The organism is Nocardia sp. NPDC088792 (genome assembly GCF_044750615.1).
Lineage (GTDB): Bacteria > Actinomycetota > Actinomycetes > Mycobacteriales > Mycobacteriaceae > Nocardia.
The window spans coordinates 267,053-290,973 of the sequence record NZ_JBIVKC010000007.1; the positions used below are offsets into that span (position 1 = coordinate 267,053).

Below are 23,921 nucleotides of genomic sequence, written 5' to 3' on the forward strand. Positions count from 1 at the left end.
ACTCAGGCAAGGATGAATTCGGGTGCGGTGAGGACGAAGCCCAGCAGCGCCGTCGCCGCCGACTTCGGGTCCCGCCGGAGGGTGAAGGCGAGATCCCTTGCCGCAGTGAGCGTTGCGGGTGTCGGATCGTGGATGCCCGCCCGCGCGAAGACCGCCGCGACGGGATCGGTCGCACCCGCGATATCCGGGAGCACGGGTGCGCCCACCGCCAGCTGGGCCCGGGCGACGGCCGCCCCGGGATCCAGCCACCGCATGCCCGGCGGCCAGCCCGCCACATTCGGCGGATAGAACGGCGACTGCCCGAGGGCCGTCATGGTCTCGAAAGCCTTTGCGGTATCACTGATTCCACAGACGCCCAGCGCGGCCGTCACCCATTCGACCGGGTATCGCGGCCGAGCGTAGACCGCCCGCGCGAACTCCGGGCCCCGCAGGATCGCCTCGACCAGCGGCCGGATCTCCAGCCGCGCACCGGTGAACACCGCCGCCAACTCGCCCGCCCGTTGCTCCGAAGCGGGCTGCCCGACCAGGAACAGATGCAGCTTCGCCGCGATGAACCGGGCGCATTCCGGCCGATCGCACACCACATCGACCACATCGTGCACGCCCGTCACCGATCGCCCGAGCAGTGTCACCGGCGCGGTATTCCCGCTCGCCGCATCGAAGGCGACCTGCCCGCCCTCCCCCACACTCCACCCCGACATGGCCACCGCCGCCGCCCGGACATCCGCCTGGCTGTACGGCCCCCGCCCGATGGTGAACAACTCCATGAGCTCCCGCCCATGATTCTCATTGGGCGCCGCCGCCTTGGACCCGTCCCCGTCCAGCCACTGCAACATCGCACCGTCCACGGTGACCGCGTGCGCGAGGTCCCGGAAGTTCCCCAGCGCATGCTCCCGCAGGATCACATGCTGCCGCCACATGAGCTCCCACGTATCGACCTTGTCGTGACTGGACGTGAAATGCCCGTGCCAGAACCACACCAACTTCTCGTGCACCCCCGCCGCCGGATCCCCCATGAGCCGCAACCACCGCCCCACCGGCCCCTCCGCCCCGGCGTCCGAGTCCTCATCGAACACAGGTTGTTCCGGCACCAACGCCGCCGCCCCCAGCACCGCATCGACGGCACCCCCGGCCAGCGCCTCGACCTGCCCAGGAAACGGCCCGAAGGTAGTACGCCGCAAAACATGCGCCACCGCCGCCAATTCCTCCATGACACAACAATCCCAAACCCCTCATGAGGAATTCATGAGCCGACCGCCCGGTCCCCCACCCCACCGCCACTCCCCCGCCCCTCCACCGCCACCCACCGAGTTGGGCAGTGCCCCAACAACTTCCCGGCCCCCTACCCTGAAAGCCACCCCCAGGCGGTGCCCGAATGAAGCGACTCCTCTTCCTGCTCCTCGCGATCCTCGTCATGGCCTCCAGCTACGACTACGCCCACTCCCCGAGCCACTACCCCCTCGTCGTAGTAGCAGGAGTAATAGCCGCCCTCCTCCTACTGGAGCGCTCGATCAGATAGGGTCCCGCGACGCAGACCACGGCGGCCCGGGAGGCCGCGATTCGCTGAATGCTTCCGGCGGCGGCGGTATCGGGGTGCGGAAACATGGCATATCACCTAAATTTTGGGGTTCGCCGGCCTGTCACGCCAGGCTGATCGATGCGTTCGGCACCGAGGCAATAGATTTCGACGCTCCCGCCGATACCGTTGTGTTCCGTACCGCCGATCTCGAGCTGCCGTTCGTCACCGCCGACGCACGACTGGCCGCCATCCTGCATCGGTATGCGGCCACCATGCCCGCCTCGCCCGCGCAGGCGACCACGTGGCTCGACCGGCTGGGCGCGGTGCTGGCCGATGCGCTGGACGCGCGGTCGGCGACGCTCGAGGCGGTGGCTCATGGTCTGGCGCTCAGTCCGCGATCGTTGCAGCGGCGATTGGCCGAACACGACACCACGTGGCGGGCCGAGCTGGATCGTGCGCGGCGGAGTCGTTTCGAAAAGGCCACGGCCGGAACCACACTCACCCGATCCGAGCAGGCCAGGCTGCTCGGCTACAACGATGAGCGATCGGCCCGGCGCGCCACGCGGCGCTGGGCCTGACACTTTCTCACCCGAATCCCTTGCGGCACTGAGCCCCAACCTATAAATACAACAAACTGTTGCGTTTGTTTCCCTCCGCATGCCACACTCCCTAACGCAACGAACTGTTGCGACAAGAGCTCCAGGAGTGTCACCTTGACCGTTCAATTCCCCGTCGGCTACTACGACCTGCACCCGGACGTCAGCGTCAACTACCAGATGAATCGCTTCTACAACTGGGTAGGCGACCACTCCATGCTGTCGGAGATGCGCGAGGCCGTCGCCGGCGTGCGCGACTATCCGACCTTCGCGCGGATCTTCCTGACACTCGGCGACAAGTACCTGGACGCGGGGGCAGCCCTCAAAGGCGCTGCCTACGTGCGGATCGCGGAGTTCTTCCTGCCCACCGGCGACGACCGGAAGCTGCCGACCCGGACCCGGTTCGTGCAGACCGTGCTCGAGCACTACCGGGTGCCCGCCGAGAGCCACAGCCGTGTTCCGTTCGGTGAAAGCTGGCTGTCGGCCTACCGATTCACCCCGGCCGAGCCGATCGGCACCATTGTCGTATTCGGCGGCTTCGACTCCTACATCGAGGAATGGCTGCTCGCCGGAATTACGCTGCGCGACGCGGGCTACGACGTCGTCATGTTCGAGGGCCCGGGCCAGGGCGCCACCCTCGAGGAAGCGCACATACCGTTCCGCGCCGATTGGGACCGGCCCGTCGCGGCCGTGCTCGATTTCTACCACCTCGACGATGTCACGCTGATGGGCTTCTCCATGGGCGGCGGCCTCGTATTGCGCGCCGCCGCACACGAACCGCGGGTCGGCCGCGTCATCAGCTACGGCGTGATGACCTCCTTCCTCGACGTGAACCTGCGCATGTTCCCGGAAACCACACGCACCCAACTGATGTCGTGGCTCGACAACGGCGACGCCGCCGCACTCGACGACTTCATCGCACAGGCCTCCGCGCAGAGCCTGCTGCTGGAATGGGCCTTCGAACAGGGCAAGCACACCACCGGCACGCCCACCGTCTTCGAGATGTTCCAGGCCTACCGCGACTACGAGACCGCGTCCGTCTCGCCGCTGGTCACGCAGGACGTGCTGCTGCTGCACGGCAACGAGGACCACTACATCCCCAACGACCAACTCGTCGACCAGATCGCCCTGCTCACCGCCACCCACTCGCTGACGGCCCGGGAATTCACCCGCCACGAGTACGCCCAGAACCATTGCCAGGTAGGCAATTTCGGCCTCGCCCTGCACACCATCCTCGACTGGCTCGACGGACTGCGCCGGCGCGACAACGCTATTCGGGAGGCGTCGCGGTGACAGGACGGTCCCAATCGATGGTGTGACAATGGGTGTGGCGGAACATGTCTTCCGGAGCCGGCAGGGCAGGTTGCCCGGCTGATTTGCCTTCGGCCTTGGCCTTGTTCGCGCCACGGGCACCCTCGGCGATCGCATCGGCTTCCGCCGAGGTGAGCGGTTCGGTGCGCGGCAGACTCGCGAACCAGGCGATATGTGTGCCGGTGGGATCCTCGCCCCGCCCACCGCGGCCGACACCGACATTCGCATCCGCGGGCACCCGGTAATAGCCGAGGAAGGTGCGCCCGAAGGCGAAATACATCATCCCTTCCTTCGCCTCCACCGCACTGCCGCGAGCGATACCGCCGAAGCTCAGCACCCCGCCGTACTCGGGCCCGGGCGCGTTCTCGTCGATGAGAGTGCGCACGGTGGAACGGATTCCGTCCGCACCGATGAGCACGTCGGCGGTGGCGGTGCTGCCGTCCGCGAAGGTCGCGGTCACCGCGTCCGCGGTTTCGGCGGCCGAGCCAATGCCGTTGCCGCCTTGCTCATTTCGCACTCCCGTCCGTGGCGCCGAAGAAGCGGCGCAGTTCGGGCGCCACGGCCGCCGGATTGCCGCGCTCGTTGGTCTGGCTGCGATCGGCGGGCGAGCCATGGTCGAGCCCCGGGAGCACCACGCTGCGATGGTGCGGAAGCGTCCGGTCCAAGGCATCCATGGCCGGCCGGATGAATCCCGGCCCCTTCTTGGTCCCCCGCAAGAGCAGCGTCTCGGTCGGCAGGTTCGCGAAATCCGCCAGCCTGCCTGCCTTCTCGGCGAGAATGATGTTCTCGTAGCGCAGCGTCGGAGTCATCCGGCGCATGGTGATCACATCCGGCGCGGCGATGAGATCCTCCTTCGCGACCGCCTTGTCGATGAAGCTCTCCAGCACGCGGCGCGGAATGATCTTCATGGCCGCCGGCGCCAGGTCGAAGCCGAACATGCAGGTGACGAGGGCGGCGCCGATGCGCCCGGCGGCCAGCTCGGTGTCGAAACGCGGCAGCCAGTCGAGGTATCGGCCGGAGGTGTCCAGCATCAGGCCCGGCTCGTAGACCGCGATCTGCTCGAGGCCCGGCAGCGTCCGCGCGGCCTCGAGCACGATCACGCCGCTCGAGCTGATCCCGAACACCTGTGTCGCACCGGATTCGGCCAGTATCGCCGCCAGATCCTCGACCTCGGTATGCAGGGAATGGTCCGGCCGATGCGGACCGGACGTGCCCCTCGGCGGATGTGGCACACTGACAGATCAAACGCAACCCCAGGTTGTATTTATCGATCTCAGGAGCACCAGTGCAAGCTGCCGGCGCAGCGCCGGGCACCATCCGCACCGGCGGCCGTACCGCCCGCGTACGAGCGGCCGTCCTGGACGCCGCGCTCCGGGAACTCGCCGAACACGGGTACGCCACCCTCTGCGTCGAGCACATCGCGGAACGATCCGGCGTGCACAAGACCACCATCTACCGGCGCTGGCAATCCAAGGACGCGGTACTCGCCGAAGCCATCGCCGATCTGGTGGAGACGCTGTTCCCGATACCCGTCACCGATTCCATCGACGCGGACCTGCGCGCCTTCGCCCGCGCCCTGGTCGACCTGCTGACCAGCGCCGACCCGCTGGTGGTCGGCACCATCCGCGCACTGTTCTCCGACGCCGCCGCCGATCCGCGCATCGCCGAACTCAAGCGCGATCTGTATGCCCGCCGCTACGAAGAGGCCCGGGCCATGATCCACGCCGCGATCACCCAGGGGCAGCTACCCGCCGACACCGACGTCCGCGAACTCGTGGGCCTGGTCACCGCACCCGTCTACTACCGGTTGCTGGTCACCGAGGAACCCCTGAACCGAGCCGTCGCCGACCGCGCCGCGGCCACCGCCCTGACCGCGGTCCGCGCCGGCGCCTGCCGCCGCCCCACGGAATAACCAGGCTCGACAAGACAACTCGGGCGGGGATTACGGATGAAGGTATTCGGCGATCCAGTCGGGAGTGAACCAACCCGAGGCGGAGGCCGTGAAATCGGCTGGGGCCCAAGCGCCCGCGCCGGCAGGCAGAGTACCGACGATCTCGGTGCCGGTGACGGCAGGGAGATCGATGCGGTTGCATTCGGCGGCGAGATCGGGGGTACCGGGCCAGGAGCCGATGACCAGACCGGCACACCGGACGCCCGCGGCGTACAGCGCGCGCGTGGTCAGCTCGGTGTGGTTGAGAGTGCCCAGACCCGGTGCGGTGACGAGAAGAACCGGGGCATCGAGCTTCTGCGCCAGGTCGAGAAGGGTGAACTCGCCCATACGAACCAGCAGCCCGCCCGCACCCTCCACCAGCGTGAGGTCGGCATCGGCACAGGATTCGATGGCGGCGGCGGTTTCGGCGAGCGTGAGCAGCGGGTGGCCGGAGCGGCGGGCCGCCGTATCGGGGGCCAGCGGGTCGGGGTAGCGAGCCAGCTCCAGCGTGCGGGTGACACCGGAGAGGCGCTCGATCACCGCCAGGTCCCCGGGTTCGCCCGGGGCCACGCCGGTTTGGGCCGGTTTGCAGACGGCCACCTCGCTGCCCGCGGCACGGGCCGTGGCGGCGAGGGCGGCGGTCACTATGGTCTTGCCGACATCGGTGGAGGTGCCGGTGACGAACAGGATGCTCACTGGGTTGCCACTTCCTGGTCGAGCGGATGGACGGTGATTACGCCGAAACCCGCCGGCGGGCGCGCGCTTCGGCGAGCACCTCACCGAGAACGGTTGCGATGGTGGCCAGTTCGGCCTCGGTGAGATTGGCCCGCGCGGTCAGGCGCAGGCGGGAGGTGCCCTCGGGCACCGACGGCGGCCGGAAGCAGCCGACGCTCAGACCGCGGGCGACACAAGCCTGGGCCGCGTCGTAGGCGATCTGGGCCTCGCCGAGCACCACCGAGACGACCGCCGAATCCGGTTCCGGCACACCGGCGATCCGAGCCAGAGCGGCGGCTCGGTCCAGCACCCGCGCAGCCATGCCCGGATCGTTGCGGAGGATACGCAGGGCAGCCAGGGCCGCGCCGACGGCCGCGGGCGCCAAGCCCGTATCGAAGATGAAGGTGCGCGCCGAATCGATGAGGTGCGCCCGGATACGCGCACTGGCCAGCACCGCACCACCCTGCGCGGCAAGCGCTTTGGACAGCGTCGCGGTGATCACCAGATCGGGTTCGCCGGCCAGGCCCACCTCGTACACCAGGCCGCGCCCGCCCGCACCGCGAACGCCGATGCCGTGCGCCTCGTCCACGAGCAGCACCGCGCCGTTGGCCCGCGTCACCCGATGCAGTTCGGCCAGCGGCGCCAGGTCGCCGTCCGCGCTGAACACCGAATCCGTGATCACCAGCGCCCGTTCCTCGATGCGCCGCGACAGCAGCCGATCCACGGCGACCGGATCCTGATGCGGCGCGATCTCGACCCGGGCGCGCGAGAGCCGGCAGGCGTCCACCAGTGACGCGTGACTGCCCGCGTCCGAAACCACCAGTGCCCCACGCCCGGCCAGCGCCGTGACGGCCCCGAGGTTGGCGGCGTATCCGGAGGCGAAGACCAAACCGGCTTCCGCGCCGACGAATTCGGCGAGTTCGGTCTCCAGTTGCTCATGCTCGGTGGTGGTGCCGGTGACCAAACGCGAACCGGTCGCGCCCGCACCCCATTTGCGGACCGCTTCGACAGCCCCCTCGACAACCTCGGGGTGGCGTACCAGTCCGAGGTAATCGTTGGACGCCAGGTCGATGGTCGCCGCCTCGGGGGCGCGCGCCCGCAGTTCGCGGCGCAGGCCGGCGTCCACGCGCTCGGCGGCCCGCTCGTCCAGCCAGCTCAACGGATCGACAGTCACAGCTCGTGAGCATACTTGAACGCCGTTCAGGTGACCATGGCCGGACTATGCTGGATGTTGCGAAGGAGGCTGCACGATGCCACGTTGGGCAATAGTGGTCGAGCAGACGACCGGCTTCGGCGACAGCAAGACCTGGTCCCCGAAGGTCCTCACCGAGGTCGTGGGCACCCGCGAACAAGCCCTCGCCAAGGTGCCCGCCCTAGTCTCGAAGTTCATTCCCGATCATCCGAAGTTGATCAGCCGCCGCACCATCCTGCGCGACGGCGACACCTACATGTTGATCGCGCGCGGCTGGTCGGACAGTTATCACTGTGTTTTCAAGGTCTGGGAGATCCTCTCCGACAGCGACAATCCGGACAAAGTCCGCGAAAAACGGGTCAGTCACTGAGCACTGCGCGCGCTGCGATTCTCCGCGAACCAGGATTCAGCGCACCAGCCGGCCCAGCAGCGCGGACGCGGTGGCGACGCCGAGCGCCGCCGCGCCCGTCAGCACCCCGAAATCGAGCCAGAGATTCGCGGGCGTCCCGATCATCAGGCCGCGCAGCGCATCCACCTCGTAGCTGAGCGGATTCACATGGCTGACCACCTGCAGCCAGCCCGGCATCAGACTCACCGGGTACAGCGCGTTCGACGCGAAGAACAACGGCATGGTGATGGCCTGACCGATACCCATCAGCCGATCGCGCGCCTGCACCAGCCCGGCAATGGTCATCGACAGGCAGGCGAAGAACGCGGTCCCGAGGAACACCGCGGGCACGGTCAACAGGATGCGCAGCGGATTGTCGGTCAGCCCGACACCCATCAGCAGCGCCACGATGAAGATCACCACGATCTGCGCGATCGCGCGCACCCCCGCCGCGAAACACTTCCCGGCGATCAAGGCCGCCCGCGGCGTCGGCGTCACCAGCAGTTTGGTCAGAATGCCCGCATCGCGATCCCAGATGATCTGAATGCCATAGAAGATCGCGATGAACAACGCCGACTGCGCGATGATGCCCGGCGCCAGGAAATCCAGATACTTGACATTCCCGGTGGGCAGCGCGCGAATCCGGGAGAACGTGGTCCCGAAGATCACCATCCACAACACGGGTTGTATTGCGCGAGTGAGGACCTCGGTCTGATCGTGGCGCAGCTTCTGGATCTCCACCAGCGCGAAGGTCCCGACCCGCGAGAACAACCGGGGCAACCGCGCCCAGCCGCGCGGGGCCAGGACCGGCGTGAACTCGGTATCAGCCCATGCGCCGGGCCGACCGGCGAGTGCTTCGGACATTGCGGAGATTCCCTTCGGTCGAATCTTCGAGCTCACCGCCCGCGAGATGCCGGAACACATCCTCGAGGGTGGCGGAGGGGCCGATGCCCGCCTTCAATTCGGCGGGCGATCCGGTAGCACGCAGCACGCCCTTGTGCAGCAACGCGATCCGATCGCACAACGCATCGGCCTCCTCCATGTAGTGCGTCGTCAGCAGCACCGTGGTGCCGTACTCCGCACGCAGATCGGCGACCCGCTCCCAGACGCTGTCGCGCGCAATGGGATCCAGGCCCACCGTGGGCTCGTCGAGCACGAGCAGCGCGGGCCGATTGACCAGGGCCTGCGCCAGTTCGAGGCGGCGGATCATGCCGCCGGAGTAACCACCCGCCAGCCGGTCGGCCACCTCGAGCAGGTTCATGGCGGCCATCGCCTCGTCCACCCGCTCGTCGCGTTCCCGCCGCGGCACATCGAACAGCCGCGCGAACCAGGCCACATTCTGCCGGCCGGTCAGTCCCGCCTCGATCGAAAGCTGTTGCGGCACATAGCCGAGGTTGTAACGGACATCGACGGCGCGCGTGGTCACGTTCAGGCCGAACACGGTGACCGAACCCTGTTGGATCGGCGCGAGGGTGGTGATCAGCTTGATGGTGGTCGATTTGCCCGCGCCGTTCGGGCCGAGGAGGCCGAACACTTCACCGCGCTCGATGCTCAGGGTGAGGTCGTCGACGACGACATTGTCGCCGTAGCGGTGCGTGAGGCCGACGCATTCGACCGCGTAATGAGGCGCGGTCTGGAAGGCCGGTTGTGCATTGCTCATCGGGCGGCTCCGCTGTGCTCGTCTTCGTGTAGCAGGTCGGTCAGCCGCGCCATGACCCGCAGGCCCGCACGCAGATCCGCGCGTTCGGCGTCGGTGAGCTGATCGAAGGCGCCGGCGACCAGCGCGATCCGCTGCCGGCGGGTCTCGTCGGCAATACGCTGGGCATCGGGGGTCAGCGAGAGCCGCATGGTGCGGCGATCCTGCGGATCGGGTTCGCGCAGCACCAGACCGGTCTTCACCAGCTCGGTGACCAGGGTGGAGACGCTGTTGGCGGCCGAACCCAGTTCGGCCGCGGCCTCTTTCACCGAGATCCCGGGCCGTCGCCCGATCAGCCGGAGGAACTCCGACTGCGCCCCCGACAGCCCCGGCTCGTCGAACGAACGTCCGGCCAGCCGCGCCACCTGCCGCCGCAATCGGCCCATCGAGCTGAACAACAGGGTGAACAGTTCTGCATGAGCCTCATCGAATGCGGCCGGGCGGCGTGGATCTCGCACGTGCTCCACAATACCTCTGATTCAGAGGTATTTCGAGAGGGTTCCACTCCGGCCGAGCGGAACAGGCAGCAGCCGCGGCGGACCGAGACCGGTGGTGTCAGACCGACGCCGCGGCAACCATCGCCGCGGTAATGCCGCGCACATCGGCGCCGGTGCTGATGAAGGGCGGCATGGCATAGATCAGATTCCGGAAGGGTCGCAGCCACACACCGGATTCCACCGCGGCATGGGTGGTCTTGCGCATATCCACCGGATGATCCAGTTCGATGACACCGATCGCACCGAACACACGGACATCGGCCACCCCCGGAATCGCACGCGCGGGCGCGAGACCCTCGTTCAGCTCGAACTCGATGCGGCGCACTTCCCCCTGCCAATCCCGCGACAGCAGCAGCTCGATCGACGCCACCGCCACCGCGCAGGCGAGCGGATTACCCATGAAGGTCGGCCCGTGCATGAGGCCGCCGTGCTCGCGGCTGATGGTCTCCGCGATCTCCGGCGTGCACAGCGCCGCGGCCAGGGTCATATAGCCACCGGTCAACGCCTTGCCCACACACATGACATCCGGTCGCACGCCCGCGTGCTCGGCCGCGAAAAGCCTTCCGGTGCGGCCGAATCCGGTGGCGATCTCGTCGAATACCAGCAGCACGTCATGTTCGTCGCAGAGTCGGCGCAGCTCGGCCAGGTAGCGCGGATCGTGGAAACGCATGCCGCCCGCGCCCTGCACCACGGGCTCCACGATGACCGCCGCGAGTTCGGCCGCGTGCCGGGCGATCAACCGCTCGAGCTCCGAAACATAGTCGGGCTCGTAGTCTTTCGGCGGTTCGGGCGCGAAGAGCTGCTCGGCGAGGATGTCGGTCCACAGCGCGTGCATCCCGCCCTCGGGATCGCACACGCTCATCGGTGTGAAGGTGTCCCCGTGGTATCCGCCGCGCCAGGTAAGCAGCCGATGCTTCTGCGGCCGGCCCAGCGCGCGCTGATATTGCAGGCACATCTTCACCGCGACCTCCACCGATACCGATCCGGAGTCGCAGAGGAAGACCTTGTCCAGCCCGGCGGGCGTCAGCTCGACCAGCAATTGCGACAGCCGCACCGCGGGTTCGTGGGTGAGCCCGCCGAACATCACGTGACTCATCCGCTGCGATTGCGCGAGCAACGCGGCGTCCAGCACGGGGTTCCGGTACCCGTGCACCGCCGCCCACCACGAGCTCATCCCGTCGATCAGCTCCCGCCCGTCGGCCAGCGTGAGCCGGGTGCCGGAGGCCGAGGCGACCACCAGCGGTTCGGTGGTCGCCGGGAATCCGCCGTAGGGATGCCACACATGCGCCGCGTCGAGGGCGGTGATCTCATCCGGTGTCAGTGCCACGATTCGTCCTTCGAACGGCAGGCTTGAACGGCGTTCAAGTTACCACGAACACGACCCCGGCCGACCGCTCCCAGCGTATCCTTTGACTCAGTCAAAGGATTGGAGTCATGGTGACGATGAACCTGGCCGCCGTCGACGATCGGCAGATCTCCGCTGTACGAGCCTTCAACCGGCACTACACCCGCATCATCGGTGTTCTCGGCGAGGGACTGGTGGGCACCGAGTACTCACTCACCGAGGCCCGGATCCTGTTCGAACTGGCCAACTTCGGAGCGGCCGAGGTCGTCTCGCTGCGCCGCACGCTCGACCTGGACGCGGGGTACCTCAGCCGCATCCTGACCCGCTTCGAGGACAAGGGACTCGTCGCCCGCAAGCGCTCCGAGACCGACGGGCGGCGGCAGGTCGTCGAACTGACCGATACCGGCCGGACCACCTTCGGCGAACTCGACGGGCTGTCCCAGCGCGATATCGAGAGCCTCCTGGAACCCCACTCCCCCGCCACCCGCAGCCGACTGCTCGAGGCCATGGCCACCATCGAACGCATCCTGGACACCCCCGCCGATCCACCGGCCGTGACCCTGCGCGAACCCCGCCCCGGCGATCACGGCTGGATCATCCAGCGCAACGCCGTCCTCTACCACCAGGAATTCGGATGGAACGGCGAATACGAACAACTGGTGGCCCGCATCGTCGCCGACTTCCTGAATTCCCATGACCCGCAACGGGAACGCACCTGGATCGCCGAATCCGGCGGCATCCCCGTGGGCAGCGTCATGTGTGTCGCCGAGAACGACACCACCGCCCGGCTGCGCCTGCTGCTGGTCGAACCCGCGGCCCGCGGACTCGGCGTCGGCAGCGCACTCGTCGGCGAATGCCTGCGATTCGCCGAGGCCGCCGGATACACCGAGATGGTGCTGTGGACCAATGACGTCCTGGCCTCCGCCCGGCACATCTACCAGCGCGCGGGATTCACACTGGCCGAATCGAATCCGCACCACAGCTTCGGCGCCGACCTGGTCGGTCAGACCTGGCGGCGGGCACTCTGATCGAGCGACATTCCGGACCGATAGGGTCTGGACATGGCTCCCGCGAACCCGACCACCACACCACCGGGTGTATGGCCGGGAACGGCGTACCCGCTGGGCGCCACCTACGACGGAGCCGGCACCAACTTCTCGCTGTTCTCCGAGGTGGCCCGGCGCGTGGAACTGTGCCTGCTGGACGACGACGACCGCGAGACCCGCATTCCGCTCGACGAGGTCGACGGCTACGTGTGGCACGCCTACCTGCCCGGCATCGAACCCGGACAGCGGTACGGATTCCGGGTGCACGGCAAATTCCAGCCGGAACTGGGCCTGCGCTGCGATCCGAGCAAACTGCTGCTCGATCCGTACGGCAAAGCCTTCGTGGGTGATTACGGGGCGTCGGCGGCGCCCTACAACTACGGGCAGAACACGCTCGGGCACACCATGGCCGGCGTGGTCATCAATCCGTTCTTCGACTGGGCCGACGACCGCGCGCCGCGGCAGCCGTATCACCGGACCGTCATCTACGAGGCACACGTCAAAGGCATGACCATCACGCATCCGGAGGTGCCGCCGGAACTGCGCGGCACCTTCGCGGGCATGGCGCATCCGGCCATCGTGGAACACCTGCTGCGGCTCGGGATCACGGCGGTCGAACTCATGCCCGTGCACCAATTCCTGCACGATCGGATGCTGCTCGATCGGGGACTGCGGAACTATTGGGGCTACAACAGCTTCGGCTACTTCGCACCGCACCGGGAATACGCCTCCAGCAATGCACCGGGCGCGGCGGTCACCGAATTCAAGGCCATGGTGCGCGCCTTTCACGCGGCGGGCATCGAGGTGATCCTGGATGTGGTCTACAACCACACCGCCGAGGGCAATGAATTCGGGCCCACACTCTCGTTCCGGGGCATCGACAATGCCGCGTATTACCGTCTCGTGGACGATGATCCGCAGCATTACATGGACTACACCGGCACCGGCAACAGCTTCAACATGCGGCATCCGCACGCGCTGCAACTGATCATGGATTCACTGCGCTACTGGGTGCTGGACATGCACGTGGACGGCTTCCGCTTCGATCTGGCCGCCACCCTCGCCCGCGAACTGCACGATGTCGACCGGCTGTCCACCTTCTTCGATCTGGTGCACCAGGATCCGGTGGTGAGCCAGGTGAAACTCATCGCCGAGCCGTGGGATGTCGGCGAAGGCGGCTATCAGGTCGGCAATTTCCCCGCCGCCTGGACCGAATGGAACGGCAAATACCGTGACACCGTGCGGGATTACTGGCGCGGGCAACCCGCGACCCTGGGCGAATTCGCATCCCGGCTCACCGGCTCCTCCGATCTGTACGAAGTCACCGGCCGCCGCCCCAGCGCCAGCATCAACTTCGTGACCGCACACGACGGATTCACGCTCGCGGACCTGGTCTCCTACAACGACAAACACAACGACGCCAACGGCGAGGGCAATCACGACGGCGAAACCTACAATCGCTCCTGGAACTGCGGGGTCGAAGGCCCGACCGAGGATCCGGAGATACTCGCCCTGCGCGCCAGGCAATCCCGCAATCTGCTCGCCACCCTCATGCTGTCGCAGGGCACCCCCATGCTGCTGCACGGCGACGAAATCGGCCGCACCCAGCACGGCAACAACAATGCCTACTGTCAGGATTCCGCCCTGGCGTGGATGGACTGGTCGGGTATGCACACCCACGCCGATCTGCTCGAATTCACCCGCCGCGCAGTCGCTCTGCGCACCGCGCACCCGGTCTTCCGGCGGCGCCGATTCTTCGACGGCCGCCCCGCGCCCGGGCAGGACCATCCCCTCGACATCGCCTGGTTCACCCCCGACGGCGCGGCCATGACCGACACCGACTGGGAAACCGGGTTCGGCCGTTCCCTCGCGGTGTTCCTGAACGGCGACGGCATCCGCGAACCCGGCCCGCGCGGTGAGCACATCGGCGACGACTCGTTCCTGCTGTGCTTCAACGCACACGACCGAACACTGCCGTTCATCCTCCCCGATTCCGGGTACGGGAATGCCTGGTCGGTGGAGCTCGACTGCTCCACACCGACCGGCGCGCCCGCCGACACCGCCGCCCGCCCCGCCGCCGCGCGCGTGGATGTCGCCGCACGCTGCCTACTCGTGCTCCGTCGTACGGCATGATCGATACCGCCATGACCGTCTCGATCGAACACCACACCGGCCCCATTGCCCGGCAGACGCCCGTGCGCAGCACCTACCGACTGCAGCTGCGACCCGACGCGCTCACCTTCGCCGACGCCCGCGCCATCGCGGAATACCTGCAGCAACTGGGGATTTCGCACCTGTACCTGTCACCGGTGCTGACCGCCGCCCGCGGCTCCACGCACGGCTACGACATCATCGACCCGACCACCGTGTCGGCGGCCCTCGGCGGGCCCGCCGGGCTCAAGGCCCTCTCCGATGAAGTGCGCAGCCGCGGCATGGGACTCATCGTGGACATCGTCCCCAACCATGTGAGCGTCGCCGACCCGCGACAGAACCCGTGGTGGTGGGATGTGCTGCGCAACGGCAAGGAATCGCAGTACGCCAAGTTCTTCGACCTCGACTGGAGTCCCGGCAACGGCGCGGGCGGGCGCATCGCGCTGCCGGTGCTCGCCGGCGAGAACGATCCGGCCGCACTCAGCGTGGACCGCACCGGCCCCGAACCCATGCTGGCACTGCACGATCTGCGCTTCCCCATCGCACCCGGCACCGAGGGCGACAACGCGCTGCGCATCCACGACAAACAGCACTACCGGCTGGTCAACTGGAAATCCGGGCTGTGCGGCTACCGGCGCTACTTCACCGTCGGCGGCCTCGCCGCGCTCCGGCAGGAGGATCCGGCGGTCTTCGAGGCCACCCACCGCGAACTCGCCGCCTGGTGCGAACACGACCTCATCGACGGTGTGCGCGTGGACCATCCGGACGGGCTCACCCGGCCCGCCGACTACCTGCAGCGACTGCGCAAGCTCATCGGGCCGCGGCGCCTGCTGCTGGTGGAGAAGGTGCTGTCCGACCGCGAACCCCTCGACGCCACCCTGCCCATCGACGGCACCACCGGCTACGACGCGCTCGCCGACCTCGGCGGCGTCCTCATCGACCCCGACGGCGAGAAACAGCTCACCGAACTCTCGCGCCAGTTCACCGGGCACGGCAGCGACCGCGCCTGGTTCACCGAGAACGAGCACCGCATCAAACGGGCCGTCGCCGAAACCATGCTGGTGCCCGAGGTGCGGCGGCTGGTGGCCGCGGTGAAACGCGATGCCCGCGCCGACGCCTTCGACACCATGGCCCTCACCAACGCCACCATCGAAGTGCTGTCCTTCATGCCGGTGTACCGCACCGACTACGCACCCCTCGCCGGCATGATCGGCGCGGTCGTCGCCGAAGTGGCAAGGCGCAACAGCGAACTCACCGCACCGCTCCAGGTGCTGGTCACCGCCCTGTCGGTGAACGGCGAGGCCACCACGCGCTTCCACCAGGTGGGCGGGGCCATTACCGCGAAGGCCGTGGAGGACACCATGTTCTACCGCGCCGCGCGGCTGGTGTCGCTGCAGGAGATGGGCGCGGACCCGATGCGCTTCGGGCGCTCGCTCATCGAATTCCATCTCGCCAATGCCGCCCGCGCGACGCGCTGGCCGGCCACCATGACCACCCTGTCCACCCACGACACCAAACGCGGCGAGGATGTGCGCGCCCGCATCGGCATGCTCTCGCAGGTGCCGGACATCTGGGCGCGCGGGGTCAGCGCGTGGAACGAGATCGCACCCGGACCCGACGGCTCGACCACACTGTTCCTGCTGCAGAACATGTTCGGCGTCTGGCCCGCCGACGGGCGCACCGCCGCGACCGTACCCGGCTTCCGGGAACGCATCCATCGGTTCGCGGAGAAGGCGGTTCGCGAGGCCGGCACCCAATCCTCCTGGGAAGAACCGGATACCGAGTTCGAGACGGCCGTGCACCGCTGGATCGACGCGGTGATCGACGGACCGGTCGGCGCGGAGCTCGGCGAATTCGTCACCGACCTGGCCTCGCACGCCTGGTCGGATTCGCTCGCCCAGAAACTGCTGCAACTCTGCGGGCCCGGCGTGCCGGACATCTACCAGGGGTGCGAGCTGTGGGAGGACGCCCTCGTCGACCCGGACAACCGGCGGCCCGTCGACTTCACCCACCGCACGCTGCTGCTGCAATCACTCACCGGCACACCGGAGCTCGACCCGACCGGCGCGGTGAAGATGTGGATCGTGGCCTATGCGCTGTGGCTGCGGCGGGAACGCCCGGACTGCTTCGTGGGCGGCACCTATACGCCGCTCTTCGCGTCCGGCGACCACGCCAACCACCTCATCTCCTACGCGCGCGGGCGAGTCGGCGAGAATCCGGAAGTGATCGTCGCCGCCACCCGCCACAGCATCCGGCTCGACGAGGCCGGCGGCTGGGCGGACACGGTTCTCGATCTGCCGCAGGGACATTGGACCGACCGGCTCACCGGGCACACCTTCTCGGGACGGGCCCGGCTGGAGAAGCTGTTCGCCCGGCTGCCCGTCGCGCTACTGGTGCGCTGACATTCCTGCCAGGTGGGTGTCGGGCCGCGACGTGCCGGGCGGCGCGGGGTTCGGCACGGTCACCGGTTCCTGCGTGGGCACGATGAGCTCGGCGGGGACCGGGCCCGGGTGGTCCGCCTCCCACCGGCGCAGGTTGGCCGGACGGTAGCCCACGCGATTCTGGACCGTGGCTGCCAGATAGCTGTCCTGATCCTGGGGTTGCAGTATCTTGCGCCACGAATCCCAGTAGAACCGCATGCTGCGCGGACTGCGGAGCATGCGCAGGAAGTTCAGGACGCGGTAGGCCGTGCTCAATGAGTTGTGCAGATCCACCGAATCGCGCGGGCAGGTACTGAGCAGGGCGGCCAGGCGATCGTGGTCGAAGGCCAGCCCCTCGGCTTCGGCCTCGGCGATCATCCAGCGCAGGGTGATATCGGACAGGCCGCAATCGGCGTAGCCGCCGCCGACATCGCTGTGCACGCCCTCGAACCAGACCTGCTTCACCCGATCGGGGCGGTCATAGAGTTCCTGTTCGCCGGCGGGAACCTCCCACAGGCAGGGGGCGAAGACGCGGCGGCGTTCATCCATGGCCAGCGCCTGGCGGGCGCACAGCACGATGCGGGACAGGTTCACATCGTGGAAGCGGTGCCGGCGGGCGGTGAGGCCCGGGACACCCATGGCGCCCACGGTGTCGAAGACGCCGAGGAAATTGATGGTCACCGGATCGGGATAGCTGTGCTGCCTGCGGAATTCGGCCCATTCCGGCGGATCGGGGGCATCCGGATCGGGTTTCGGGGTGCGGTAGATCCGCAGCGCGTCCGGATATTTGCCGTCGATCATGGCCCGGTAGGTCAGGATGCCGAGGCGGTTGATCATCCCGGACAGGCTGCGGGCGGTGTACGCGCCGCGGCTGAAACCGAAGATGTAGATCTCGTCGCCGGGTTCCCAGTTCAGGGCCAGCTGCCAGTAGGCCGCCGCCAGATTGGCTTCCAGGCCGAGACCGAAGGCCCCGCCCAGCACCCGGTCCGCGGTGAACCCCAGGGTGCCGGGACCCGAGACATAGTAGATGCGCTGCCCGACCGAGTTCCCCGCCCTGTCCGCCCCGGTCAGGCAGACCGTCTGCGCGATCTTCACGATGTTCGACACTGTCGTGCTGGATTCGGCCTTCCAAGTGCCGTCGCAGCACACCACCAGCCTTTTCATGAACGTCACCCTCCCATTAATGACCGTTCGGTTTCATGGGTAGCGGACTACTCGAATTGTCCCCCTTCGCCACCCACTACGCGTCTCATCGCCCGCCACACGCATGTCCGTTAACCGTCGGGCCGCCCCCGTACATTTTTCGCACGAAGTGTTAACGCGGAGCGGTCGCTCCGCGATCGCTCACGATTCGTTCACGATCGCTGTGGCACGGTGGAGGCATGCCCGACGACGACAGCAGCTCCCGCGACATCTGGGTCCTGGTGTGCGAGGACGACGAGGCGCTGGGCAAGCGGGTGGCGGCCGGGCTGCGCGACGCCGGATTCACCGTGCATCTCACCCGCAACCTCGCGCAGGCGCGCGAGCAGACCGGCGCCCACGAATACGACTGCCTCGTCCTCGACCGCGGCCTGCCCGACGGCGACGGACTGGAACTGGTACGGCGGCAACGGGAATCGGGGCAGTCCACCCCGGTGCTCATCATGACCGCACGCGACAATCCCCGTGATCGCGCGGAGGGCTACGCCGGCGGCGTGAACGACTATCTGACCAAACCGTTCTCGCTGCGCGAACTGGCCACCCGCGTCCGGTCGCTCTGCGGATCGCGGGCACGCGCACACGGCCCGGTCATCACCATCGGCGATCTCGTGGTGGACCGCCTGCGCCGCCGGGTGCAGCGCGGCGGCATCCTGCTCACGCTGACCGGTCGCGAATTCTGCGCCCTGGAACTGCTCGCCGCGCATGCGGGCACGGTAGTCACGCCCGTCGAATTCGCCACCTACTGCGACGATTCCGGCGGCCTCGACGACGTCATCACCCGCGTGGACCGGAAACTCGGACACCCCAGCATGATCCACGCCGCACCGGCGGGCTACCTGCTGCACACGGGAGAACTCAGCGGCTCGCGTGCCGGATGAGGCCCCCGGCTATTTATCCACCTGAGTCACGTAGAAGCGATTGCCGTCCGGATCCGCGAAGCTGAACATCAACGGCGCGGTCTCCCAATCCAGCAGCTCCCCGACCGTGCAGCCGAGTTCGCCGATCGCGGCGTGCGCGGCCCGGGCATCGGTGGTGGCCAGCCGAATTCCGGTATCGATACCGGCCGGCAGGTCGGGCCGCGCCTGCACCAGTGACAAGGTCGTCTCCGCCCCCGCCATCCCCAGTTCGAGCCACCGGAACCCCGGCTGCAACTCGGCATCGAAGCGCGTCTCCAGGCCGAGCTGCTCCAAGAGCGCCTTGCTGCGATCCTGATCGGTCACCGGCACAGCAACAGTGATCACGGCAGTACAAATCGTCTTCGTCATAAGAGAGCAGACGCCGCAGCCCCCGGGAACTCATCGGCGCCGCGGCTTATCGAATAGCGAATCACGTTCGTCGAATGCAAACTAAGTTCCAATCATCGAACTATGTTCTAGTCCAGGTATGCTCGACCGCATGCCAGTGGATCCGAAACAACGCCGCGCTGCCCGGCACGCTCAACCAGCCGATTCTGCAGCGCAGCAGACCCGCCGGAAAGCCCCGATCACCGTCGACCGGATCACCGACGCGGCGCTCGAGGTCGTCGCCACCCAGGGCTACGACGCCCTGACCATGCGCAGTGTCGCCGGCATGCTCGACACCGGACCCGCCTCGCTCTACGCGCACGTCGTCAACAAGGCCGATATCGACGAACTGATCATCGGCCGGCTCTGCGCGCAACTGGTACTGCCGCAACCCGATCCGGCGGCCTGGCGCGAGCAGATCCTCGACGTCTGCGCCCAGATCCGCGACCAGTACCTGCAGTACCCCGGCATCTCCCGCGCCGCACTGGCCATGGTCTCCACCAACCTCGACGTCATGCGCGTCAGCGAAGGCATGCTCGGCATCTTGCTCGCCGGCGGCATCGAACCGCAGACGGCCGCCTGGGCGATCGACGCCCTCTCGCTCTACGTCAGCGCCTACGCACTGGAGCATTCCCTCGTCACACAGCGCCAGAGCAAAGCCGGCGACGACTGGGTCCTCAGCCGCGACGAACTCGTGAGCCGGTTCACCGCGCTACCCGAAGACCAGTTCCCCCAGACCCGGCGCTACGCCAACGAATTGACATCCGGCACCGGACACGAACGCTTCGACTTCACCCTCGGCCTGATCGTCGACAACCTCACCCGCACCCGGCCACCGGCCTGACAGTCCATTGCCTGGAGCACGGGACCGGCCGGCCTGGCCCTGCACGCCGTCAGTCACGCGGGGTGAGGCGGATGAGGGGGTATTCGCGGGTGGTCTTGCGCTGGAACTTCTCATAGCGGGGCTGGGCCGCGACGATGAGTTGCCAGGCTCGATCACGGTCGGCGCCCGCGAGGAGATGGGGAGCCACCGGGACTGTTTCGTTGGTGGACAGTTCAATTGACGCGTCGCCGGGATGGGCCATGAGGTTGAGGTACCACTCGGGATGGGCTTGCTGGTCGAAGCCGAAGGCGCCGGAGGCGACTATCAGGCGGGCGTCGCCGTCGGCGAACCAGGTGATCGGGGATTGGCGGGGTTCGCCGGAGCGGCGGCCCACCGTGTGCAGGATCAGCTGGTTCATGCCCATATTGGTGCCGAGGCCGCGACGGATGCGGGAGCTGGTGCGGGCGTTCATCTTTCGCATGAACCATCGCGAAATACCCTTGGGCTTGGCGGTTCCGCGGGATTTCCGGTCGCTCATCTGCCGGTTCGAAGTCATGTACTTACGGTAGGCGCGAGGCACTGACCTGCGCTTCTCGATTCCTGATCGGTTCGCGGAGGCCGGAGCGCGGGGGCGAGGGTGTCGATGAGCCGATCCGCGTAGGCGGGGTCCATCGGCTCGCCGCTGATGAGCAGGCGGTAGTAGAGGGCGCCGTAGATCAGGTCGATCAGGAGGTCCGGCGTCAGGGTGGCGGGGAGCTCGCCCTTGTCGATTCCGGTGGTACTTCGGCGCGGTGGAGGAGATCCCGGACAGCGAGGTGCGGGCGATCTTCGAGACGAACGTCTTCGGATCGCTGAATGTGGTGCGGGCGGCGCTGCCGGTGCTGCGGGCGCAGCGGCGCGGGCACATCGTGCAGATCTCCTCGGTGGCCGGGGTGGCGGGCGCTTCACCCGGACTGGGCGTCTACGCGGCCACCAAGTTCGCGGTCGAGGGGCTGAACGACGGGCTGGCCCGCGAGGTCGCGCATCTCGGCATCGATGTCACCATCGTGGAGCCGGGCATGTTCGGGACGAGTTTCGCTGCGACACTGGGGATCACACCGGTCGAGCACCCCGATTACCACGCCAGCGTCGAGGCGACCCGGGAACGGCTGGCCGGGCTCGACCCGAGCGCGTACGGCGACCCGGACGAGGCGGCCCGGCAGATCATCGCCGCCGCCGAATCCGCCACCCCGCCCCTGCGCCTGCCGCTGGGCCTCGACGCCGTCACCGCGATCCGCGCCAAGCTGACCGATCAACTTGCGGCCCTTCCTGATTGCGAACCCGTCGCCGCCGGATAGGTTAGGGGTGTGGATCTCTTCGCACGGTCTTGGGCAGCATTGCGGTCGGCGGTCGCCGAACTTCCGAACGAGGACTTCGCACTGCCGTCCGGATGTACCGGCTGGCTGGTGCGGGATCTCGTGTGCCACTTGATCATCGACGCGCAAGATGTGCTGATCACACTGGTCACACCGGTCGAGAAGGAACCGACCCGGGACGCGGTGACCTACTGGAATGTCACCGAGACGGCGCCCACCGGGGGCGATCAGCTCGATGCGCTGATCGTGCGGCTGGCCACCGCGTACCGCGATCCGCAATTGCTGAAGTTCCATCTCGACGATGTCGGGTCGGCGGCCGGGCGGGCGGCGGTACTCGCCGATCCCGAGATGCGGGTCGGGACGCGGGACGAAATCCTCACCGTGGGTGACTATCTCGGCGCCTACGTGCTGGAGTGGACGCTGCATCATCTGGATCTGATCGCGCAGCTGCCGGAGGCGGAGGATCCGCCCGCGGAGACCATGGCCCGCACCCGGGAAATGCTGGAAGAGATTGTCGGGCAGCGGTTTCCGGATTCGTTCTCGGACAAGGACGTGCTGCTGGTCGCCACCGGCCGGCGCGCGCCCACCGCGGCGGAGCAGACCGTACTCGACGGCCTGCCCGCGCCGTTCCCGCTCTACCTCGGCTGACCGCCTACCTCGAGGCCGATGGCTATGTGCGAGCGAGCCATTGGCGTTCCACCTCCGGGTAGATGAGTTCGAGGTCGTCGGGCAGGGCGGCCTTCATCGCGCGGGTGGCCTCGTCGTAGAGGACTTCTTCGCGACCGGTTTCAACGGCATCGAGGATGGCGGCGGCGACCGCGTGCGGATCGTGTTTGGGGCCGTCGAAACCGGCGGCCAGGTCGGTGTCGATGAAGCCCGAATGGGCCGAGACGACCAGCGTCCGCTGCGGGCGGAGTTCCACTCGCAGACCATTCGTCATGGACCACAGTGCGGCCTTGGTCGAGCAGAAGGAACCCATGGCGCCATTGTTGAAGAAGGACACGATGGAGCCCATATTGACCACTGCCCCACCACCATTGCGGGCCAGCACGGGCGCGAAGGCCCGGCACATGGACAGGGTGCCGAAGTAGTTGGTCTCCATCTCGAGTCGCGCGGCGTCCAGGGTGGGTGTCGCGATCAGCGGGCTCTGGGTCGCGTAGGCGGCATTGTTGATCAGCAGCGCGACCTCCCCGCAGCGGGCCGCCGCGGCGGCGACCTGATCGGGATCGGTGATATCGAGGCGGACCGGAATCACGCCCGGCTCGGTGACTGTTTCCGGGTTGCGGGCGCCGGCGTACACGGTGGCGCCCCGCTCCAGGAGGACGCGGGTGAAGGCGCGGCCCAGTCCCCGGTTGGCGCCGGTGACCAGCGCCGTGACACCCTCGATTCGCATGGGTTTCTCCTTCGTGAGTGGTGTTGACGCTCTTCAGCTTCGATGCGGCCGGATTACCGTGGGGAGAGCCCGATGACACTGGTACTACGAACACCAGGAGCGCCGGACCTACCAGGAGCGCCGGATCTATCAGGAGCGCAATGACACGGACAGCACGCCGCTCGGAGCTGGCGGACTTCCTGCGCAGCAGGCGCGAACGGGTCACCCCCGCGCAGGCGGGACTGCCGCCGGGCCCGAACCGCCGCACGCCGGGCCTACGCCGCGAGGAGGTCGCACTGCTGTCCGGTGTCGGCATCACCTGGTACACGTGGCTGGAGCAGGGCCGGCCGATCAATGTGAGCGGCCAGGTTCTCGACGCGGTCGCCCGCACACTGCGACTGGACGATATCGAGCGAGCCCACCTGTACCGGCTGGCCGATGTCCCGCAACCGGTCGAGACTCCGGCGGTCACGGACGCCCCGGCCGTCGAGCCGGAGGTGCAGCGCGTGCTGGATCAGCTGGCGCCCTACCCGGCCTGCGTGCTCAATACCCGCTACGACGTACTGGCCTGGAACGCCCCCTACGCCGTCATGTGGAGTCGCACCCTCGACACCCCCGTCGCCGAGCGGAACGTACTGTGGCAGGCTTTCCTGATTCCCTTGTGCTGCACGCCTTTCGGCGCCGACCGGGAGGCCGAGCTGGCCGATATGGTGGCGACCTTCCGTGCCGGGTATGCCCGGCATCTACAGGATCCGGAATGGGCGGCCCTGATCGATCGGCTGTCCGCGGCCAGCCCGGAATTCGCCGCCATGTGGTCGGTCCACGATGTGGCGGCCCCGGTCAATCGGATCAAGGTGTACCGGCATGCCTCGGCGGGCGATATCGCGGTCTCGGTCACCGCGTTCGCGCTACTCGGGGCCCCGGAAACCCGGATGGTCGTCTACACACCTGCGACGGACGAGGACCTGAAGCGCGTGGAGTGGCTCATCGCCCACCCCGACGCGCATCAGGCCGACCATATCCACTGATCAGGCTGGTCGCGCTGATGCGCCGACCAGCCCGCCTGCTCGCACCCTGCGCCGA

26 protein-coding genes are annotated in these 23,921 nt (G+C 67.7%); 12 read left to right on the top strand and 14 right to left on the bottom strand.

Going from position 1 to position 23,921, the window contains the following annotated elements:
* Positions 1 to 2: 2 nt before the first annotated feature.
* On the bottom strand, positions 3 to 1,211 hold the full coding sequence (locus tag ACIP5Y_RS41205) for a DUF1800 family protein (RefSeq protein ID WP_400358530.1): 1,209 nt from the start codon (positions 1,209 to 1,211) through the stop codon (positions 3 to 5).
* Positions 1,212 to 1,707: 496 nt separating this feature from the next.
* Between ACIP5Y_RS41205 and ACIP5Y_RS41210 the strand changes: the two genes are divergently transcribed.
* Positions 1,708 to 2,097 carry a hypothetical protein gene (locus ACIP5Y_RS41210; RefSeq protein WP_400358532.1) on the top strand — a complete coding sequence of 130 codons (390 nt, stop codon included), beginning with the start codon at positions 1,708 to 1,710 and terminating at the stop codon, positions 2,095 to 2,097.
* Positions 2,098 to 2,232: 135 nt separating this feature from the next.
* Positions 2,233 to 3,408, top strand: a complete 1,176-nt coding sequence (locus ACIP5Y_RS41215; RefSeq protein ID WP_400358533.1) for an alpha/beta hydrolase — start codon at positions 2,233 to 2,235, stop codon at positions 3,406 to 3,408.
* Here ACIP5Y_RS41215 and ACIP5Y_RS41220 read toward each other — a convergent pair.
* Entirely contained in the window at positions 3,386 to 3,943 is a 558-nt protein-coding gene (locus ACIP5Y_RS41220) for a hypothetical protein (RefSeq protein ID WP_400358535.1), read from the bottom strand. The two genes, ACIP5Y_RS41215 and ACIP5Y_RS41220, sit on opposite strands and share 23 nt — an antisense overlap.
* Entirely contained in the window at positions 3,933 to 4,658 is a 726-nt protein-coding gene (locus ACIP5Y_RS41225) for an alpha/beta fold hydrolase (RefSeq protein ID WP_400358537.1), read from the bottom strand. The genes ACIP5Y_RS41220 and ACIP5Y_RS41225 overlap by 11 nt, the downstream gene beginning before the upstream one ends.
* 53 nt (positions 4,659 to 4,711) lie before the next feature.
* Here ACIP5Y_RS41225 and ACIP5Y_RS41230 point away from each other — a divergent pair, with 53 nt between their 5' ends.
* Complete coding sequence (locus tag ACIP5Y_RS41230) at positions 4,712 to 5,338, top strand: TetR/AcrR family transcriptional regulator (protein ID WP_400358539.1); 627 nt, start codon at positions 4,712 to 4,714, stop codon at positions 5,336 to 5,338.
* A 30-nt stretch (positions 5,339 to 5,368) separates the two neighbouring features.
* On the opposite strand, the gene bioD is transcribed toward ACIP5Y_RS41230, so the two are convergent.
* Positions 5,369 to 6,052: a dethiobiotin synthase gene (gene bioD / locus ACIP5Y_RS41235; protein WP_400358541.1), complete on the bottom strand. Its 684-nt coding sequence runs from the start codon at positions 6,050 to 6,052 to the stop codon at positions 5,369 to 5,371.
* Positions 6,053 to 6,089: 37 nt separating this feature from the next.
* Positions 6,090 to 7,244, bottom strand: a complete 1,155-nt coding sequence (locus ACIP5Y_RS41240) for an 8-amino-7-oxononanoate synthase (RefSeq protein ID WP_400358543.1) — start codon at positions 7,242 to 7,244, stop codon at positions 6,090 to 6,092.
* Between the two features lie 76 nt (positions 7,245 to 7,320).
* Between ACIP5Y_RS41240 and ACIP5Y_RS41245 the strand changes: the two genes are divergently transcribed.
* Positions 7,321 to 7,632, top strand: coding sequence for a hypothetical protein (locus ACIP5Y_RS41245; RefSeq protein WP_400358545.1), 312 nt, complete (start codon positions 7,321 to 7,323; stop codon positions 7,630 to 7,632).
* Between the two features lie 36 nt (positions 7,633 to 7,668).
* Here ACIP5Y_RS41245 and ACIP5Y_RS41250 read toward each other — a convergent pair whose 3' ends face one another.
* From ACIP5Y_RS41250 to ACIP5Y_RS41265, 4 genes are all read right to left on the bottom strand, one after another.
* Positions 7,669 to 8,514 carry an ABC transporter permease gene (locus ACIP5Y_RS41250; protein WP_400358546.1) on the bottom strand — a complete coding sequence of 282 codons (846 nt, stop codon included), beginning with the start codon at positions 8,512 to 8,514 and terminating at the stop codon, positions 7,669 to 7,671.
* A complete protein-coding gene (locus tag ACIP5Y_RS41255) occupies positions 8,474 to 9,310 on the bottom strand; it encodes an ABC transporter ATP-binding protein (protein WP_400358548.1) in 837 nt (278 codons plus the stop codon). Before ACIP5Y_RS41255 ends, ACIP5Y_RS41250 begins: the two co-directional genes overlap by 41 nt.
* A complete protein-coding gene (locus ACIP5Y_RS41260) occupies positions 9,307 to 9,804 on the bottom strand; it encodes a MarR family winged helix-turn-helix transcriptional regulator (protein ID WP_397013304.1) in 498 nt (165 codons plus the stop codon). Before ACIP5Y_RS41260 ends, ACIP5Y_RS41255 begins: the two co-directional genes overlap by 4 nt.
* Positions 9,805 to 9,901: 97 nt before the next feature.
* Positions 9,902 to 11,170, bottom strand: a complete 1,269-nt coding sequence (locus ACIP5Y_RS41265) for an adenosylmethionine--8-amino-7-oxononanoate transaminase (RefSeq protein WP_400358550.1) — start codon at positions 11,168 to 11,170, stop codon at positions 9,902 to 9,904.
* Positions 11,171 to 11,277: 107 nt separating this feature from the next.
* Between ACIP5Y_RS41265 and ACIP5Y_RS41270 the strand changes: the two genes are divergently transcribed.
* Genes ACIP5Y_RS41270 through treY form a run of 3 tightly spaced genes read left to right on the top strand, consistent with a single transcriptional unit; the run spans position 11,278 to position 16,787 of the window.
* Complete coding sequence (locus ACIP5Y_RS41270; RefSeq protein WP_400358552.1) at positions 11,278 to 12,216, top strand: GNAT family N-acetyltransferase; 939 nt, start codon at positions 11,278 to 11,280, stop codon at positions 12,214 to 12,216.
* Positions 12,217 to 12,249: 33 nt separating this feature from the next.
* Entirely contained in the window at positions 12,250 to 14,367 is a 2,118-nt protein-coding gene (gene glgX / locus ACIP5Y_RS41275; RefSeq protein ID WP_400358554.1) for a glycogen debranching protein GlgX, read from the top strand.
* A gap of 11 nt (positions 14,368 to 14,378) precedes the next feature.
* Positions 14,379 to 16,787 carry a malto-oligosyltrehalose synthase gene (treY, locus tag ACIP5Y_RS41280; protein ID WP_400358986.1) on the top strand — a complete coding sequence of 803 codons (2,409 nt, stop codon included), beginning with the start codon at positions 14,379 to 14,381 and terminating at the stop codon, positions 16,785 to 16,787.
* On the opposite strand, the gene ACIP5Y_RS41285 is transcribed toward treY, so the two are convergent.
* Positions 16,773 to 17,969, bottom strand: coding sequence for a DUF2235 domain-containing protein (locus ACIP5Y_RS41285; protein ID WP_400358556.1), 1,197 nt, complete (start codon positions 17,967 to 17,969; stop codon positions 16,773 to 16,775). The two genes, treY and ACIP5Y_RS41285, sit on opposite strands and share 15 nt — an antisense overlap.
* A gap of 218 nt (positions 17,970 to 18,187) precedes the next feature.
* On the opposite strand from ACIP5Y_RS41285, the gene ACIP5Y_RS41290 reads away from it, so the two are divergent.
* Positions 18,188 to 18,883: a response regulator transcription factor gene (locus tag ACIP5Y_RS41290; RefSeq protein ID WP_400358558.1), complete on the top strand. Its 696-nt coding sequence runs from the start codon at positions 18,188 to 18,190 to the stop codon at positions 18,881 to 18,883.
* 9 nt (positions 18,884 to 18,892) lie between these two features.
* Here ACIP5Y_RS41290 and ACIP5Y_RS41295 read toward each other — a convergent pair whose 3' ends face one another.
* Positions 18,893 to 19,246, bottom strand: a complete 354-nt coding sequence (locus tag ACIP5Y_RS41295; RefSeq protein ID WP_400358560.1) for a VOC family protein — start codon at positions 19,244 to 19,246, stop codon at positions 18,893 to 18,895.
* A gap of 154 nt (positions 19,247 to 19,400) precedes the next feature.
* Between ACIP5Y_RS41295 and ACIP5Y_RS41300 the strand changes: the two genes are divergently transcribed.
* The gene (locus ACIP5Y_RS41300; protein ID WP_400358562.1) at positions 19,401 to 20,132 is read left to right on the top strand and encodes a TetR/AcrR family transcriptional regulator; all 732 of its coding nucleotides are present in this window, start codon (positions 19,401 to 19,403) and stop codon (positions 20,130 to 20,132) included.
* 49 nt (positions 20,133 to 20,181) lie between these two features.
* Here the strand turns inward: ACIP5Y_RS41300 and ACIP5Y_RS41305 are convergent, their stop codons facing one another.
* Positions 20,182 to 20,667, bottom strand: a complete 486-nt coding sequence (locus ACIP5Y_RS41305; protein WP_400358564.1) for a nitroreductase family deazaflavin-dependent oxidoreductase — start codon at positions 20,665 to 20,667, stop codon at positions 20,182 to 20,184.
* Positions 20,664 to 20,960, bottom strand: coding sequence for a TetR-like C-terminal domain-containing protein (locus ACIP5Y_RS41310; RefSeq protein WP_400358988.1), 297 nt, complete (start codon positions 20,958 to 20,960; stop codon positions 20,664 to 20,666). Before ACIP5Y_RS41310 ends, ACIP5Y_RS41305 begins: the two co-directional genes overlap by 4 nt.
* Here ACIP5Y_RS41310 and ACIP5Y_RS41315 point away from each other — a divergent pair.
* On the top strand, positions 20,903 to 21,448 hold the full coding sequence (locus tag ACIP5Y_RS41315; RefSeq protein ID WP_400358566.1) for an SDR family NAD(P)-dependent oxidoreductase: 546 nt from the start codon (positions 20,903 to 20,905) through the stop codon (positions 21,446 to 21,448). The genes ACIP5Y_RS41310 and ACIP5Y_RS41315 overlap by 58 nt on opposite strands.
* 9 nt (positions 21,449 to 21,457) lie before the next feature.
* Positions 21,458 to 22,114, top strand: coding sequence for a maleylpyruvate isomerase N-terminal domain-containing protein (locus ACIP5Y_RS41320; protein WP_400358568.1), 657 nt, complete (start codon positions 21,458 to 21,460; stop codon positions 22,112 to 22,114).
* 22 nt (positions 22,115 to 22,136) lie between these two features.
* Here the strand turns inward: ACIP5Y_RS41320 and ACIP5Y_RS41325 are convergent, their stop codons facing one another.
* Complete coding sequence (locus ACIP5Y_RS41325) at positions 22,137 to 22,859, bottom strand: SDR family oxidoreductase (protein ID WP_400358570.1); 723 nt, start codon at positions 22,857 to 22,859, stop codon at positions 22,137 to 22,139.
* Between the two features lie 140 nt (positions 22,860 to 22,999).
* Between ACIP5Y_RS41325 and ACIP5Y_RS41330 the strand changes: the two genes are divergently transcribed.
* Positions 23,000 to 23,866, top strand: coding sequence for a helix-turn-helix transcriptional regulator (locus ACIP5Y_RS41330; protein WP_400358572.1), 867 nt, complete (start codon positions 23,000 to 23,002; stop codon positions 23,864 to 23,866).
* The last annotated feature ends 55 nt before the right edge of the window (positions 23,867 to 23,921 follow it).